This is a genomic window from Micromonospora zamorensis (genome assembly GCF_900090275.1).
Classification (GTDB): Bacteria; Actinomycetota; Actinomycetes; order Mycobacteriales; family Micromonosporaceae; genus Micromonospora; species Micromonospora zamorensis.
Window position 1 is genome coordinate 4,900,472 of sequence record NZ_LT607755.1, and the last position, 16,268, is coordinate 4,916,739.

General features: G+C 66.7%; 10 protein-coding genes and 3 rRNA genes. 5 read left to right on the forward strand and 8 right to left on the reverse strand.

Annotation, left to right across the window (positions count from 1 at the left end; genetic code table 11):
* The first annotated feature begins 480 nt into the window (after positions 1–480).
* Positions 481–921 (forward strand): carboxymuconolactone decarboxylase family protein, encoded by a 441-nt coding sequence (locus tag GA0070619_RS21575; protein ID WP_088949741.1) that lies wholly within the window; start codon positions 481–483, stop codon positions 919–921.
* On the forward strand, positions 918–1,796 hold the full coding sequence (sigJ, locus tag GA0070619_RS21580; RefSeq protein WP_088949742.1) for an RNA polymerase sigma factor SigJ: 879 nt from the start codon (positions 918–920) through the stop codon (positions 1,794–1,796). Before GA0070619_RS21575 ends, sigJ begins: the two co-directional genes overlap by 4 nt.
* 37 nt (positions 1,797–1,833) lie before the next feature.
* Here sigJ and ndk read toward each other — a convergent pair whose 3' ends face one another.
* Positions 1,834–2,259: a nucleoside-diphosphate kinase gene (gene ndk, locus GA0070619_RS21585; protein ID WP_088949743.1), complete on the reverse strand. Its 426-nt coding sequence runs from the start codon at positions 2,257–2,259 to the stop codon at positions 1,834–1,836.
* 142 nt (positions 2,260–2,401) lie between these two features.
* On the opposite strand from ndk, the gene GA0070619_RS21590 reads away from it, so the two are divergent.
* A complete protein-coding gene (locus tag GA0070619_RS21590) occupies positions 2,402–3,868 on the forward strand; it encodes a VOC family protein (RefSeq protein ID WP_088949744.1) in 1,467 nt (488 codons plus the stop codon).
* Between the two features lie 42 nt (positions 3,869–3,910).
* Here GA0070619_RS21590 and GA0070619_RS21595 read toward each other — a convergent pair whose 3' ends face one another.
* From GA0070619_RS21595 to GA0070619_RS21605, 3 genes are all read right to left on the reverse strand, one after another.
* The gene (locus tag GA0070619_RS21595) at positions 3,911–4,303 is read right to left on the reverse strand and encodes a DUF4233 domain-containing protein (RefSeq protein WP_088951959.1); all 393 of its coding nucleotides are present in this window, start codon (positions 4,301–4,303) and stop codon (positions 3,911–3,913) included.
* Positions 4,304–4,407: 104 nt separating this feature from the next.
* Positions 4,408–5,742: a bifunctional folylpolyglutamate synthase/dihydrofolate synthase gene (locus GA0070619_RS21600; RefSeq protein WP_088949745.1), complete on the reverse strand. Its 1,335-nt coding sequence runs from the start codon at positions 5,740–5,742 to the stop codon at positions 4,408–4,410.
* Positions 5,739–8,357 carry a valine--tRNA ligase gene (locus GA0070619_RS21605; protein ID WP_088949746.1) on the reverse strand — a complete coding sequence of 873 codons (2,619 nt, stop codon included), beginning with the start codon at positions 8,355–8,357 and terminating at the stop codon, positions 5,739–5,741. Before GA0070619_RS21605 ends, GA0070619_RS21600 begins: the two co-directional genes overlap by 4 nt.
* Positions 8,358–8,426: 69 nt before the next feature.
* Between GA0070619_RS21605 and GA0070619_RS21610 the strand changes: the two genes are divergently transcribed.
* Entirely contained in the window at positions 8,427–9,113 is a 687-nt protein-coding gene (locus GA0070619_RS21610) for a hypothetical protein (RefSeq protein ID WP_088949747.1), read from the forward strand.
* A gap of 127 nt (positions 9,114–9,240) precedes the next feature.
* Here the strand turns inward: GA0070619_RS21610 and rrf are convergent.
* The 3 genes from rrf to GA0070619_RS21625 form a co-directional block, all read right to left on the reverse strand.
* Positions 9,241–9,357 (reverse strand): 5S ribosomal RNA (gene rrf / locus GA0070619_RS21615).
* A gap of 84 nt (positions 9,358–9,441) precedes the next feature.
* Positions 9,442–12,552 (reverse strand): 23S ribosomal RNA (locus tag GA0070619_RS21620).
* A gap of 384 nt (positions 12,553–12,936) precedes the next feature.
* Positions 12,937–14,453, reverse strand: a 16S ribosomal RNA gene (locus GA0070619_RS21625).
* Together the 16S, 23S and 5S rRNA genes form the textbook arrangement of a ribosomal RNA operon.
* Before the next feature lie 635 nt (positions 14,454–15,088).
* Here GA0070619_RS21625 and GA0070619_RS21630 point away from each other — a divergent pair.
* Entirely contained in the window at positions 15,089–15,313 is a 225-nt protein-coding gene (locus GA0070619_RS21630) for a hypothetical protein (RefSeq protein ID WP_088949748.1), read from the forward strand.
* A 20-nt stretch (positions 15,314–15,333) separates the two neighbouring features.
* On the opposite strand, the gene GA0070619_RS21635 is transcribed toward GA0070619_RS21630, so the two are convergent.
* On the reverse strand, positions 15,334–16,131 hold the full coding sequence (locus GA0070619_RS21635) for a carbon-nitrogen hydrolase family protein (protein ID WP_088951960.1): 798 nt from the start codon (positions 16,129–16,131) through the stop codon (positions 15,334–15,336).
* Between the last annotated feature and the right edge of the window lie 137 nt (positions 16,132–16,268).

Genomic DNA, 16,268 nt, shown 5'->3' on the forward strand with positions numbered 1-16,268 from the left:
ACGAACCGTCCGGGGTACGCCTCGAACGGCGCTCCCGGGTGGTCCGCGGTACCACCCCGCTTGGCGGTCAGGATCGACCGCCCGCTCATTGCCGGCTGTGACGGGCCGCACCCGTCCGGTTCTACTGGGTCGGTTGCCCGACTGTTCTTCCGGAGGCTCACCGGTGATGGCCGGGTCATCGCCTTACAGCGCTCAACGATACAAGACTCAGCCGCCACCCCGCCGCCGAGTAAACGCGCGAACGCACCGGCGCTTGACGCGGGTGGGGCGCTCACGCGAACTTCGCCGGTGCGTTCGCTTCGGTACAACGAGTTCCAGGGGATGCGCCGGTTCCCCGCCCTGGGCGGGCTGCGGGCGGTGGCCGCGCGGCTGAGCCACCCGGCGCCACCCGCATGACCCGGATCACAGCCGGAGCTGTCACGGTTGGCCCCGGTCGGTCCGTCGTCACGGTGTCGGAACCGATCAGGGAGGTAGTCAGTCATGCAACGGATGAACACCGCCGAGGTCATGCCGCAGGGATACCGGGCCGTGCTGGGCCTGGAGAAGTACGTCCAGTCGAACGTCGACAGCACCGTCCTGGAGCTGGTGAAGCTGCGCGCGTCGATACTGAACGGCTGTTCCTACTGCGTCGACATGCACAGCCGGGACGCGCTCGGCGCCGGCGAGTCGAGCCGTCGGCTCTTCGCGGTGGCCGCCTGGCGGGAGGCGCCCTTCTTCGATGAGCGGGAGCGGGCCGCGCTGGCGCTCACCGACGCGGTGACCCGCCTCGGCGACCACGGCGTACCGGACGACGTCTGGGACGCCGCCGCGAAGGTGTGGTCGGAGAAGGAGCTTGCCGACCTGGTACTCGCTATTGCCACAATCAACGTGTGGAACCGACTGGCGATCACCACTCGCACGGAGCCCCCGGCGCAGGTGTGACCACCGAGGCGGCGCAGGCGGCCGGTGCGCTCCAGGCGCACCGGCCGATGCTGCTCGGGCTGGCGTACCGCCTGCTCGGCAGCCGGCACGACGCCGAGGACGTGCTCCAGGAGGCATACCTGCGGTGGCTGGGTGTGGACCGCTCGACGGTGGCCGAGCCGCGCCGCTACCTGTCCCGGGTCGTCACCCGGCTGGCCCTGGACCGGCTGCGGGCCAGGCAGGCGACCCGGGAGACGTACGTCGGGCCGTGGCTGCCCGAGCCGGTGCCCACCGAGCCCTCGCCGTTCGGGCCGTTGGACCGCGCGGAGCTGCGCGACTCGCTGTCCACCGCCCTGCTGCACGTGCTGGAGCGCCTCACCCCGCCGGAGCGGGCGGTCTACGTCCTGCACACCGCGTTCGACCTGCCGTACGCCGAGATCGCCGAGATCCTGGACCGGACCCCCGAGGACTGTCGGCAGCTGCACCACCGGGCGGCCGCCCGGGTACGCCAGGAGCAGCGACGGTTCACCGCCACCCGCTCGGAGCGGGAGCGGTTGCTGGACGCGTTCCTCGCCGCCGCCCGCGACGGTGACCTGGCGACGCTGACCGGGCTGGTCGCCAAGGACGCCACGGCGTGGAACGACGGCGGCGGCCGGGCGCGGGCCGCCCGCAACCCGGTCACCGGGGCGGACCGGATCGCCCGCTTCTTCGCCGGGATCTACGGTCCGGGAAGCCGGAGCTGGACCCTGCGTCGGCTGGAGTTGAACGGCGAACCCGGCGCCCTGCTCGTCCGCGCGGACGGCAGCCGCTACACGTTGACCGTCACGGCGGCCGACGGCCGGATCACCGGGGTCTACGTGGTGGGTAACCCGGCGAAGCTGCCGTCGGTCGACTGACCCCGCCGCCCGCCAGCCCCGTGTCGACGACCCCTGGTCAGCCGAGCTCGGGGAACCAGAGCGCGATCTCGCGCTTGGCGCTGTCCGTCGAGTCGGAGGCGTGCACCAGGTTCTCCCGGTTGGACAGCGACAGGTCACCCCGGATAGTGCCGGCGGCGGCCTTGCGCCCGTCGGTGGCGCCGACCAGACCGCGGACCACGTCGATGACCTGGTCGCCGGAGAGCACCAGGGCGACCAGCGGACCGCCGGTCATGAAGTCCTTCAGCGGCGGGTAGAACGCCTTGTCGACGTGCTCGGCGTAGTGCTCGTCGGCGAGCGCCGCGTCCATCGTCCGGTGCGCCATCGCGTCGATCCGCAGCCCCTTGCGCTCGAAGCGGGAGAGAACCTCGCCGACCAGGCCGCGGCGGACCGCGTCGGGCTTGATCAGAACGAGGCTGCGCTCATCCGGGCTGTTGCTGGACACGCTGGGTTCCTCCTGTACGCGTTGAACGCTCGAGATCGGTACGGTCAGCGTAGCGACCCGGTCCCGGCGCCGGCGCGGCGGCCGGTCTTTCCCCCGGTGGCCGATCCGGCCTAGCCTGGCCCTGACCCCCGGGAGGTCCACTGTGGCGAATGGCGGGAGCCGGCCCATCGCGCCGGTACGCAAACTGATCGGCACGGTGCTGGGCACCGTGGCCACGTTCGTCGTCCTCTTCGGGCTGGGCATGACCAGTTGGGCCATCGTGGCCCTCGGCGTCGCCCTGCTGGTGCTGGCGATCGCGCTGGCGACCGTGCGCGGCGGCGGGCGCACCTGGGTGGTCGGCGTCGGGCACGTGCACAGCGCCTCCGAACCACCCACCCAGTACGCGTTCGGCCGCTGCGAGCTCCAACTGGTGCTCGACGCGCCCGGCCTGCCACCGCGATCCAAGAAGATCATCGAACCACGGGTGCCGGTCTCGAAGTGGCCGTCGCTGGGCCAGACCCTGCCGATCCGGGTCGCGCTCGACGACCAGCGGCACGTCAAGGTCCTCTGGGACGAGGTGCCGACCCACGCCGAGACGGCCGCCGCCGTCGCCGACCTCCCGCCGGAGTTCGCCGACGTCGACGTGGTGGACGAGGTGTTGATCCAGCAGGACGCCCCGCCGTGGGCCGACCGTGGGCCGGACGACGATTTCCGGGACGACCTCCGCGACCCGCTCGGCGACCCGTTCCGCGACCCGCTCGGCCCCGACCCGGTACGCAGCGATCACCTGCGCACCGACCCCCTGCACGACGATCCGCTGCGCGACGACCCGGGCGTCGTGCCCGAGGAGCGCGAGCCGGTGGTGATGCACCAGAGCCCGGGCGGCCCGGTGGTGTTGGAGGGCGTCCTCGTCGAGCAGCAGGCCAGTGGTGGGCTGCCCCGACGGGCCACCCCGGCGCCACGCTCACCCGTTGAGGAGCGCTTCGACGAGCCCGACGCCGACCGGTTCGACCTGTCGGAGGACGACCGGGCGACCCCATCCCCCGCTGACCCCGTCGACCCGTCCAGGGCGCAACGCGCCGACCCGCCGCCCGCGCAGCGCTCCGGGCCGGGCGCGACCGACCCACTGGACCCCCTCGACCTCCCGCTGGACGACCCCACCCCGGCCGGGGCGGGCCGCGAGACGGTCACCGACGAGGAGTTGGACCAGGCGATCTTCGGGTTCGCCTCGGACGCGGCCGCGGATCCGACCGCGCCGATCAGCGGGGTGGGTCTCACCCTGCTGGTGACCGACCTGTCCCGCTCGCTCGGCTTCTACCGCGACGTGCTCGGCTTCACCGAGGTTGACCAGGGCGCCCACAACGCCATCCTCGCCTCCGGCACGACCCGGCTCGTCCTGCGCGAGGTGACCGGGGCGGCGCCGATCAGCCGCCGACTGGTGCACGTCAACCTCGAGGTGAACGACATCGAAGCGGCGTACGAGCGGCTACGCGGGTCGGGCGTCCGCTTCACGTACGCGCCCCGGGTGGTCAACCGCGGCACGAAGCTGGAGGTGTGGGCGGCGGCGTTCCGTGACCCGGACGGCCACGGCATCGCCCTCACCCAGTGGCGTGAACGCGCCGACGCCTGACCCGTCCCGTCGCGCCTCGGGCTGACGGCCGACGGTCGGCCGTCAGCCCAGGATGACCCGGCGGACGTGCAGCGCGTACGCCCAGACCAGGGCGAAGATGATGCCCAGTCCGAGCAGCGACCAGTGCAGCAGACCGCCCAGCATCAGCAGTCCCTGGAGCACGGTGCCGGCATTCCACGCCCACGGGCGGCGCATCATGCCGGCGAGCACGATGGCAGCCACCGCCAGTGCCACCACGACACCGATCGCGGCGCCGCTCAGGTCACCGCCGACCACCCGGACCGGCTGGATCGCCAGCAACAGCACCAGCGCCTCCAACCCGAGGGTTCCCGCACCCAGGCCGCGTACCGCCGCCTCCGGGTTGCGCAACCCGGAGCGTCGTGGCTGCCCGGCGTCGGGCCCGTCCTCGGGTCGATCGGCCGGCGAGCCGGGCATGGCCTGACCCGACGGGACGCCGGCCGCGGCCTGATCAGCCGGCGAGCCGGCCGGGGCATGGTCGGTGGGGTCGTCGGTGACGTGCGGGTCCCGCTCCGGGCCGGTCATCGCTTCAGCAGCCGGCGGGCGTCGGCGACCGTCACCACCGAACCGGTGACCAGCACCCCGACCCCGCTGAGCTCACCGGGGACGTCCTCCTCGGCCAGCGCCACCGCCAGCTCGATCGCGTCCGGCATCTCCTCGGCCGTCGACACCCGCTCCTCACCGAAGATCTCGGCGGCCAGCGCGGCGAGGTCGTCTGTGGGCATCGCCCGTGGCGAGCTGTTGCGGGTGACCACCAGCTGGTCGATTACCGGCTCCAGCAGCTCCAACAGCCCTTCCGCGTCCTTGTCGGCGAGGACGCCGACGACCGCCACCAACTTGCTGAACGCGAACTCCTCCTGGAGCGCGGTGACGGTGGCGGCCATGCCGTGCGGGTTGTGCGCACCGTCGAGCAGGATGGTCGGGGCGTTGCGCACCCGCTCCAGCCGACCCGGGGAGCTGGTCGAGGAGAAGCCCTCCCGGACCGTCTCGACGTCGAGCTGCCGACGACTCCCGGCGCCCAGGAACGCCTCCACGGCGGCGAGCGCCACAGCGGCGTTCTGTGCCTGGTGGGCCCCGTGCAGCGGAATGAACACGTCGTCGTAGACGCCGCCCAGGCCCTGGAGGCTGAGCACCTGGCCGCCGACGGCGACCGCCCGGCTCAGTACGCCGAACTCGCCGCCCTCCCGCGCGATGGTGGCCCCGACCTCGGCGCACCGATCGAGGAGGGGGCCTGCCGCCTCCTCGTCCTGCGCTGCCGCGATGACGGTGGCGCCCGGGTGGATGATGCCGGCCTTGGCCAGCGCGATGTCCTGAATGGTGTCGCCGAGCCACTCGGTGTGGTCCAGGCCGATCGGGGTGATCACGCAGACCCCCGCCTGGATGACGTTGGTGGCGTCCTCGGCACCGCCGAGGCCCACCTCGACCACCGCGATGTCGACCGGCGCGTCGGCGAACGTGGCGAACGCCAGCGCGGTGGTCATGTCGAAGTACGTCAACGGCTCGTCGGACCGCGCGTCGATCAGCTCGGCCAGTGGCTTGATCTCCCGGTACACCGACGTGAACCGCTCCTCGCTGACCGGCTCACCGTCCAGGCTGATCCGCTCCCGGACGGTCTCCAGGTGCGGGCTGGTGTACCGCCCGGTGTGCAGCCCGTGCGCCCGCAACAGCGAGTCGATCATCCGCGCGGTGGAGGTCTTGCCGTTGGTGCCGGTCAGGTGGATCGCCGGGTAGGCCCGCTGAGGGCTGCCGAGCAGGTCGAGCAGTGACTCGATCCGGTCCAACTCGAAGACCATGCGGGTGAAGCCGCGAGCGTTCAGCTCGGCCTCGACAGCGGCGAATTCGGTACGGTCGGTCACGAGGAAAGTGTCTCCAGAGCAGCGTCGATCCGGACCAGGTCGGCCTCGGCGGTGGCGAGCCGGTCGCGGATCTTCGCGACCACCGGCTCGGGGGCCTTGCCGATGAAGGCGGGGTTGTCGAGCTTCGCCCGGGCCTGCGCGACCTCCTTCTCGGCGGCGGCGCGGTCCTTCGTCAACCGGGCCCGCTCGGCAGCCAGGTCGATCGACCCCCGGGTGTCCAACGCGACACCGACCGCCCCGGGCATGGCCAGCGTGGCGCTGGCCTGGAAGTCGTCCCCGGCCGGGTCCAGCCGGACCAGCGAACGGATCAGCGGCTCGTGGGCGGCGATGCCCGCCCCGGTCAGCCCGTCCAGCCGGGCGGCCACCCGCTGCGTCGGGCGCAGCCCCTGGTCGGAACGGAACCGGCGGATCTCGGTGACCACCCGCTGCACACTGATCAGCTCGGCCTCGGCGGCGTCGTCGATCAGCGCACGGTCGGCCACCGGCCAGGCGGCGTTCTGCACCGTCTCGCCGCCGGTCAGCGCGAGCCACAGCTCCTCGGTGACGAACGGGATGACCGGGTGCAGCAGCCGCAGCAGCTGGTCCAGCACGTGCCCGAGCACCCGGCGGCTCGCCTCGGCCCGCTCACCGCCCTCACCGAGCACCGGCTTGCTCAGCTCGACGTACCAGTCGCAGACGTCGTCCCAGGCGAAGTGGTAGAGCAGGTCACACACCTTGGCGAACTCGTACGCCTCGAACTGCTCGTCGACCTCGGCGGTGACGTGCGCCAGCCGGGACAGGATCCACCGGTCGACGGTGGAGAGCTGCTCGGCGGGCGGCAGGTCGCCAGTGGTGTGCGCACCGTTCATCAGGGCGAAGCGGGTGGCGTTCCAGAGCTTGTTGCAGAAGTTGCGCGAGCCCTGGCACCACTCCTCGCTGACCGGGACGTCCTGCCCGGGGTTGGCGCCACGAGCCAGAGTGAACCGGGTGGCGTCGGCCCCGAACCGGTCGATCCAGTCCAACGGGTCGACGACGTTGCCGAACGACTTGGACATCTTCTTGCCGTGCTCGTCGCGGACCATGCCGTGCAGGGCCACCACGTCGAACGGCTGCTTGCCGTCCATCGCGTACAGGCCGAACATCATCATCCGGGCGACCCAGAAGAAGAGGATGTCGTAGCCGGTGACCAGGACGCTGGTCGGGTAGAACTTGGCCAGGTCCGGGGTCTGCTCCGGCCAGCCGAGAGTGGAGAACGGCCAGAGCGCGCTGGAGAACCAGGTGTCCAGGACGTCCTCGTCCTGCCGCCAGCCGTCGCCGGTCGGCGGCTGCTCGTCCGGGCCGACGCAGACGATCTCGCCCTGCGGGCCGTACCAGACCGGGATCCGGTGCCCCCACCAGAGCTGGCGGGAGATGCACCAGTCGTGCATGTTGTCGACCCAGGCGAAGTAGCGCTTGGACAGCTCGGCCGGCTCGATGCGCACCCGACCGTCGCGCACCGCGTCACCGGCGGCCTGGGCCAGCGGGGCGGTGTTGACGAACCACTGCAACGACAGCCGCGGCTCGACTGTCGTCTTGCACCGTGAGCAGTGCCCGACCGCGTGCACGTACGGCCGCTTCTCGGCCACGATCCGGCCCTGCTCGCGCAGTGCGGCCACGATCGCGGGCCGCGCCTCGAACCGGTCCAGCCCTTCGAACGGGCCGGGCACGGTGATCACCCCACGCTCGTCCATCACGGTGAGCGCGGGCAGGTCGTGGCGCTGGCCGATCTCGAAGTCGTTGGGGTCGTGTGCCGGGGTCACCTTGACCATGCCGGTGCCGAACGACGGGTCGACGTGCGCGTCGGCGACGATCGGGATGCGACGGCCGGTGAGCGGCAGCTCGACCTCGGTGCCGATCAGGTGCTGGTAGCGCTCGTCGTCCGGGTGCACCGCCACGGCGGTGTCGCCCAGCATCGTCTCGGCCCGGGTGGTGGCCACCACGACCTCGTCGCTGTAGCGGATCGAGATCAGCTCACCGTCGTCGTCGGTGTGCTCGACCTCGATGTCGGAGAGGGCGGTGAGGCAGCGTGGGCACCAGTTGATGATCCGGTTGGCCCGGTAGATGAGCCCCTCGTCGAAGAGCTTCTTGAAGATCGTCTGGACGGCGCGGGTCAGCCCCTCGTCCATGGTGAAGCGCTCACGGTCCCAGTCGACGGAGTCGCCGAGACGCCGCATCTGCCCGAGGATCGCCCCACCGGACTCGGCCTTCCACTGCCAGACCCGCTCGACGAACTTTTCCCGGCCGAGGTCGTGCCGGGACAGGCCCTCGGCGGCGAGCTGGCGCTCCACCAGGTTCTGGGTGGCGATGCCAGCGTGGTCCATGCCGGGCAGCCACAGCGCCTCGAAGCCCTGCATCCGCTTACGCCGGGTCAAGGCGTCCATCAGCGTGTGCTCGAACGCGTGGCCCATGTGCAGCGAGCCGGTGACGTTCGGCGGCGGGATGACGATCGTGAAGGGGGGCTTGTCGCTGTCGGCGGACGCCCGGAAGTGCCCGTCGGCTACCCACTGCTCGTACCGTCGCTGCTCTACCTCGCCGGGCTGGTACTGGCCGGCAAGGGTCGGGGCTGCGGGGCGGTGGGCATCCAGTCTCTCGGTCACCTGACAAGTCTACGGAGGGCTTCCGCAGACCTGACGTGCGCCACCTGTGGTTCGCGTACGGTGTCGGCTATGTCCGACGCACATCTCACCGAGCGTTCGCTCGACGGCGGTCGCGAGCCGGTCGAGCTGACCGAAGAACCGATCCAGCTGAGCACCCGCGACTCCGGTGGCGACCCGGACGAGCCGTCGGGCGGCTGGTCCCGCCGGCGCAAGATCGCTTGGACTGCCGCCCTGGTGGTCGGCCTCGCCGGCGCCGGGGTGCTGGGTGTCGGTGGGTGGCGGATCGCACAGCAGAAGGACACCCAACTGACGTCGCCCGACCAGGTGGCGGGTCTGACCCGCGACGACAGTGAACGGGCGAAGAGCACCGCCGACTACCTGCGCAGCGGCCTGGCGGCAGACATCGAACTGGACCGCAGCTTCGGCACCGTCTACCGGGACCCGGCCGACGACAAGCGCTCGGTCCTCATCTTCGGCGGCACCACGCTGCTGTGGCAGCCGGAACGGGACCTGGACAGCCTCTTCCGCCTCATGTCGGATGAGACCGGTGCGGTGAGCGGCCTCCGCGAGGTGCCCGCCGGTGACCTGGGCGGCGTGATGAAGTGCGGCAGCACCAGCGGCGAGGGCGGCGACTTCGCGGTCTGCGGCTGGGCCGACCACGGCAGCGTGGTGATGGCGATGTTCCCGGGACGGTCGGTCGGCGACGCCGGCGGCCTGCTGCGTAACCTCCGCAACGGCATGCAGACCCGGGGCTGACGCGGCCCACCGGCCGCCCGATCGGTTTTCCTGATATCGGGCTATGGAGTGGCCGCGGATACCAGGGTTTTCCTGGGGAAACGCAGAAAGGGCCACCCGATAACGGGTGACCCTTTCTGGAAAGATTGTCCGGCGGCGTCCTACTCTCCCACACCCTCACGAGTGCAGTACCATCGGCGCTGGAGGGCTTAGCTTCCGGGTTCGGAATGTAACCGGGCGTTTCCCCTCCGCCATGACCGCCGTAACTCTATCGACATGTCAAACAACACCAACACAGTGGTCTGTTGTTCGTTTATCGAGAGTTGCACAGTGGACGCGTAGCAGCTTAGTAGTCAAGTCCTCGGCCTATTAGTACCGGTCAACTGAACCCGTTACCGGGCTTACATTTCCGGCCTATCAACCCAGTCGTCTAGCTGGGGGCCTTACCCCACCAAGGTGGGTGGGATACCTCATCTTGAAGCAGGCTTCCCGCTTAGATGCTTTCAGCGGTTATCCCTTCCGAACGTAGCTAACCAGCCGTGCCCTTGGCAGGACAACTGGCACACCAGAGGTTCGTCCGTCCCGGTCCTCTCGTACTAGGGACAGCCCTTCTCAAGTATCCTACGCGCACGGCGGATAGGGACCGAACTGTCTCACGACGTTCTAAACCCAGCTCGCGTACCGCTTTAATGGGCGAACAGCCCAACCCTTGGGACCTGCTACAGCCCCAGGATGCGACGAGCCGACATCGAGGTGCCAAACCATCCCGTCGATATGGACTCTTGGGGAAGATCAGCCTGTTATCCCCGGGGTACCTTTTATCCGTTGAGCGACACCGCTTCCACTCGCAAGTGCCGGATCACTAGTCCCGACTTTCGTCCCTGCTCGACCTGTCAGTCTCACAGTCAAGCTCCCTTGTGTACTTGCACTCAACACCTGATTGCCAACCAGGCTGAGGGAACCTTTGGGCGCCTCCGTTACCTTTTAGGAGGCAACCGCCCCAGTTAAACTACCCACCAGACACTGTCCCTGAACCGGATAACGGTCCGAAGTTAGATACCCAAATCAACCAGAGTGGTATTTCAAGATTGCCTCCACCCATACTGGCGTATGGACTTCACCGGCTCCCACCTATCCTACACAAACTAATTCGAGTACCAATGTCAAGCTATAGTAAAGGTCCCGGGGTCTTTCCGTCCTGCCGCGCGTAACGAGCATCTTTACTCGTACTGCAATTTCGCCGGGCCTGTGGTTGAGACAGTGGGGAAGTCGTTACGCCATTCGTGCAGGTCGGAACTTACCCGACAAGGAATTTCGCTACCTTAGGATGGTTATAGTTACCACCGCCGTTTACTGGCGCTTAAGTTCTCCGCTTCGCCCCGAAGAGCTAACAGGTCCCCTTAACGTTCCAGCACCGGGCAGGCGTCAGTCCATATACATCGAATTACTTCTTCGCATGGACCTGTGTTTTTAGTAAACAGTCGCTTCCCCCTGCTCTCTGCGGCCATACAACGCTCCACCCGCGCGGGGCTTCACGTCTCCGGCCCCCCTTCTCCCTAAGTTACGGGGGCAATTTGCCGAGTTCCTTAACCACAGTTCGCCCGATCGCCTCGGTATTCTCTACCTGACCACCTGTGTCGGTTTGGGGTACGGGCCGCTAAGAACTCGCTAGAGGCTTTTCTCGGCAGCATAGGATCACTGACTTCACCTGAATCGGCTCGGCATCACGTCTCAGCCTTAAATGTGTTGCGGATTTGCCTACAACACGGCCTACACGCTTACCCCGGCACAACCACCGGCCGGGCTCAGCTACCTTCCTGCGTCACCCCATCGCTTGACTACTACCCATCAGGTTCCCAGCCTCCCCGACATCCGTCCGAAGACATCAGTCAGTTCAGGTGGTTAGCACAACGAGGTTCATCAGGGACGCTCTTTCGCGGGTACGGGAATATCAACCCGTTGTCCATCGACTACGCCTCTCGGCCTCGCCTTAGGTCCCGACTCACCCAGGGCGGATTAGCCTGGCCCTGGAACCCTTGGTCATCCGGCGGAAGGGTTTCTCACCCTTCTTTCGCTACTCATGCCTGCATTCTCACTCGTGCCGCGTCCACAACTGGGTCACCCCGCTGCTTCACTCGCGGCACGACGCTCCCCTACCCATCCACACACCTGCACAAGGAATCAAGTCCAAGCGAGGTTAAAATGTGAATGCCACAGCTTCGGCGGTGTGCTTGAGCCCCGCTACATTGTCGGCGCGGAACCACTTGACCAGTGAGCTATTACGCACTCTTTAAAGGGTGGCTGCTTCTAAGCCAACCTCCTGGTTGTCTATGCGACCCCACATCCTTTTCCACTTAGCACACGCTTAGGGGCCTTAGCTGGTGATCTGGGCTGTTTCCCTCTCGACTACGAAGCTTATCCCCCGCAGTCTCACTGCCGCGCTCTCACTTACCGGCATTCGGAGTTTGGCTGATTTCGGTAAGCTTGTGGGCCCCCTAGACCATCCAGTGCTCTACCTCCGGCAAGAAACACGCGACGCTGCACCTAAATGCATTTCGGGGAGAACCAGCTATCACGGAGTTTGATTGGCCTTTCACCCCTAACCACAGGTCATCCCCCAATTTTTCAACATTGGTGGGTTCGGCCCTCCACGCGGTCTTACCCGCGCTTCAGCCTGCCCATGGCTAGATCACTCCGCTTCGGGTCTAGGACACGCGACTGAATCGCCCTATTCAGACTCGCTTTCGCTACGGCTCCCCCACACGGGTTAACCTCGCCACATGCCACTAACTCGCAGGCTCATTCTTCAAAAGGCACGCCGTCACCCCGCAAGGCTCCGACGGATTGTAGGCGAACGGTTTCAGGTACTATTTCACTCCCCTCCCGGGGTACTTTTCACCATTCCCTCACGGTACTTGTCCGCTATCGGTCACCAGGAAGTATTTAGGCTTACCAGGTGGTCCTGGCAGATTCACGGCAGATTTCAGGGGTCCGCCGCTACTCGGGAACACCCACAGAAGGTCAGCAACTTTCACCTACCGGACTTTCACCGTCTACGGTCAGCCATTCCAGACTGTTCGACTAGCCACTAACTTTGTAACTTCTCGAACAAGTGTCAGCTTGTTCAGCAGGGTCCCACAACCCCGACCACGCAACCCCTGACAGGTATCACACGCAGCCGGTTTAGCCTCGATCCGCTTTCGCTCGCCACTACTCACGGAATCACTAAATTGTTTTCTCTTCCTACGGGTACTGAGATGTTTCACTTCCCCGCGTTCCCTCCACACACCCTATGTGTTCAGGTGTGGGTGACACCACATGACTGGTGCCAGGTTTCCCCATTCGGACACCCTGGGATCACAGCTTGGTTGACAGCTCCCCCAGGCCTATCGCGGCCTCCCACGTCCTTCATCGGCTCCTGGTGCCAAGGCATTCACCGTTCGCCCTTGACAACTTGACCACAAAGATGCTCGCGTCCACTGTGCAATTCTCAACAAACGACCAACCCACAACCCGATCCGCCCCACACCAAACCCAGCCCTTCAGGACCAGCGGTATGTGGGGCCAGGCCATGCCTGGCAGACTCCCAGCCCCCACACCGGGGGGCTGGCCAAGTCTCTGAAACAACAACCAATGGTTGTTCCTTCAGGACCCAACAGGGTGCTCACATTTCTTCTCAGCCGCACCAGGGACTTCGTTCCCACCACCCGAAAGCAGCTGTACTAGAAGGAACCCGGCCGTTGCCGAGGAAAAACTTGCCAGTGTCTCCGCCATCTGAGCACCCCGACCCAACATCCGTGGGCCGCGGGCTCCTTGCACCCTTTCAGGTGAAGGTGCTCCTTAGAAAGGAGGTGATCCAGCCGCACCTTCCGGTACGGCTACCTTGTTACGACTTCGTCCCAATCGCCAGCCCCACCTTCGACGGCTCCCTCCCACAAGGGGTTGGGCCACCGGCTTCGGGTGTTGCCGACTTTCGTGACGTGACGGGCGGTGTGTACAAGGCCCGGGAACGTATTCACCGCAGCGTTGCTGATCTGCGATTACTAGCGACTCCGACTTCACGGGGTCGAGTTGCAGACCCCGATCCGAACTGAGACCGGCTTTTTGGGATTCGCTCCACCTCGCGGTATCGCAGCCCATTGTACCGGCCATTGTAGCATGCGTGAAGCCCTGGACATAAGGGGCATGATGACTTGACGTCATCCCCACCTTCCTCCGAGTTGACCCCGGCAGTCTTCGATGAGTCCCCGCCATAACGCGCTGGCAACATCGAACGAGGGTTGCGCTCGTTGCGGGACTTAACCCAACATCTCACGACACGAGCTGACGACAGCCATGCACCACCTGTGACCGCCCCCGAAGGACCTCACATCTCTGTGAGTTTTGCGGCCATGTCAAACCCAGGTAAGGTTCTTCGCGTTGCATCGAATTAATCCGCATGCTCCGCCGCTTGTGCGGGCCCCCGTCAATTCCTTTGAGTTTTAGCCTTGCGGCCGTACTCCCCAGGCGGGGCGCTTAATGCGTTAGCTGCGGCACAGGAAACCGGAGAGGTCCCCCACACCTAGCGCCCAACGTTTACAGCGTGGACTACCAGGGTATCTAATCCTGTTCGCTCCCCACGCTTTCGCTCCTCAGCGTCAGTATCGGCCCAGAGACCTGCCTTCGCCATCGGTGTTCCTCCTGATATCTGCGCATTTCACCGCTACACCAGGAATTCCAGTCTCCCCTACCGAACTCTAGCCTGCCCGTATCGACCGCAGGCTTGGGGTTGAGCCCCAAGTTTTCACGGTCGACGCGACAAGCCGCCTACGAGCTCTTTACGCCCAATAAATCCGGACAACGCTCGCACCCTACGTCTTACCGCGGCTGCTGGCACGTAGTTGGCCGGTGCTTCTTCTGCAGGTACCGTCACTCTCGCTTCGTCCCTGCTGAAAGAGGTTTACAACCCGAAGGCCGTCATCCCTCACGCGGCGTCGCTGCATCAGGCTTCCGCCCATTGTGCAATATTCCCCACTGCTGCCTCCCGTAGGAGTCTGGGCCGTGTCTCAGTCCCAGTGTGGCCGGTCGCCCTCTCAGGCCGGCTACCCGTCGTCGCCTTGGTAGGCCATCACCCCACCAACAAGCTGATAGGCCGCGAGCCCATCCCAAGCCGAAAAACTTTCCACCCCCAGCCATGCGGCCGGAAGTCCTATTCGGTATTAGCCCCCGTTTCCGAGGGTTATCCCAAAGCTTGGGGCAGGTTGCTCACGTGTTACTCACCCGTTCGCCGCTCGAGTACCCCGAAGGGCCTTTCCGCTCGACTTGCATGTGTTAAGCACGCCGCCAGCGTTCGTCCTGAGCCAGGATCAAACTCTCCAACAAAAAATTAGTTGAACAGCTATCCCGGCAACAAACAAATGTTGCCAAAGGAATCCCAACCAGCCAGCAAAAACTGACCAGTCCGGGGTATAAATCATAATTGGCACTGGCTTTACAAGCACCCTGTTGAGTTCTCAAAGAACAACCACACACCGACCAGAAGCCCCACCTCAGTGGAACCCCGTTTCGGGGCAACCGCTCAAACTTACTTGGTCGAACTTTCGTTGTCAACCTCGTATCCGAGGCGATCACCTTGGTTCGTCCGGATCCACGATGACGCACGCCGTGACCGGCGGTCGTTACTGTCGTGGGAAGCCGCAGACCGGCCGATCGCCGCTTCGCGGCTCTCCGCCCGGCTCCTGCCGGCTTCAAAACTCTACCCGGTCGGCTTCGCGTTCGCAACCCCGTATCCGGAGTGTTCCGCACCGCCCGATCCTCGGTCTCGCTCGGCGTTCCCGCCACGAGCCCGGTGCCCGTTCTCCGCCGGTTTGTCCGGCGTTCCCCGTGCAGAGAGAAAGTTACGCGGACGGCCCGGAGAAGGCAAATCAGGGTTCATCACTGGTTCGACCGACCGGGACGCGGCGGCACCCGGCGCAGCCTCGGGACGCGGGCTGTCCCGACGTGCCAGAGTGTCAGACATGGATGAGTCCGGGCTGGGCACCAGGGTGTTCGCCGAGGAGGCACTACTGGGCCTCCTCCTGCCGTTCTGGCAGGTGGTGATCGGTGCGGTCGTGCTGGTCGTCCTGGTGCTCTCGGTGGGACGGCTGGCCCGACGGGGCAAATCCCGGATGACCACCGCGCTGCTGGTCACCGCCGCGGCCATCGCCGGGTTCGCGGTGATCGGCGTTCTGCTGGAAGGCTGAGAGACTGCCAGGGCCTGGCGTCAGAGCCGGCGGTTGGCCAGGCTAGGCAGCTCGGCCCGGATCGCGGCAAGGCGGTCGAGGTCCAGGTCGACGACGGACACGCCCGGGCCGTCCGGCACCTGGGCGAGGACAGTCCCCCACGGGTCGACCACCATGCTGTGCCCGAAGCAGGTGCGACCTGGCTCGTGGTCGCCGGTCTGGCCAGCCGCCGCCACGAAACACTGGTTCTCGATCGCCCGGGCCCGCAGCAGGACCTCCCAGTGGTCCCGCCCGGTGTGCATCATGAACGCCGCGGGGACCACCAGCAGTTGTGCGCCGCCATCGGTGGCGAGCAGCCGGTAAAGCTCCGGGAAGCGCAGGTCGTAGCAGATCGACAGGCCGACCCGCAGGCCCTCGACGTCCACCACCACCGGTTGCACACCCGGCGCCACGCTCGCGGACTCCCGGTAGGAGACCCGACCGGGGATCTCCACGTCGTACAGATGGATTTTGCGGTAGCTCGCTGCCAGGACGCCGGTGCGGTCGAAGACCAGCGACGTGTTCCAGGTGTGCTCCGGGTCCGGGCCGGCCTCGTGGAACGAGCCGGCCACCACCCAGATGCCGAGCCGTCGGGCGATCCCGGCGAAGAAGCTGCCGACCTCCCCGTCCACCGGCTCCGGCTCCGGCAGTCCGGCGGCGGGGCCGAGGTAGTCGACGTACTCCGGCAGGACGGCAATATCCGCGCCGCCGGCGGCGGCGCGTTCCAGCAGGACCTCGGCGGCGGCCAGGTTGGCCTTGCGGTCGTCCCGGGCGTTCAGCTGGCAGACGGCGACACGCATGACCACAGGGTACGGCGGGAGGTGCCGGCGTGGACAGCGTCAGCGGCGGTCGGGGGCCAGGGCACCGACAGCACCTGTACGACCGGCAGCGGGACGCTGGGGAGCCGCGACACCGTGGACAGGGCGATCGAGTCGGC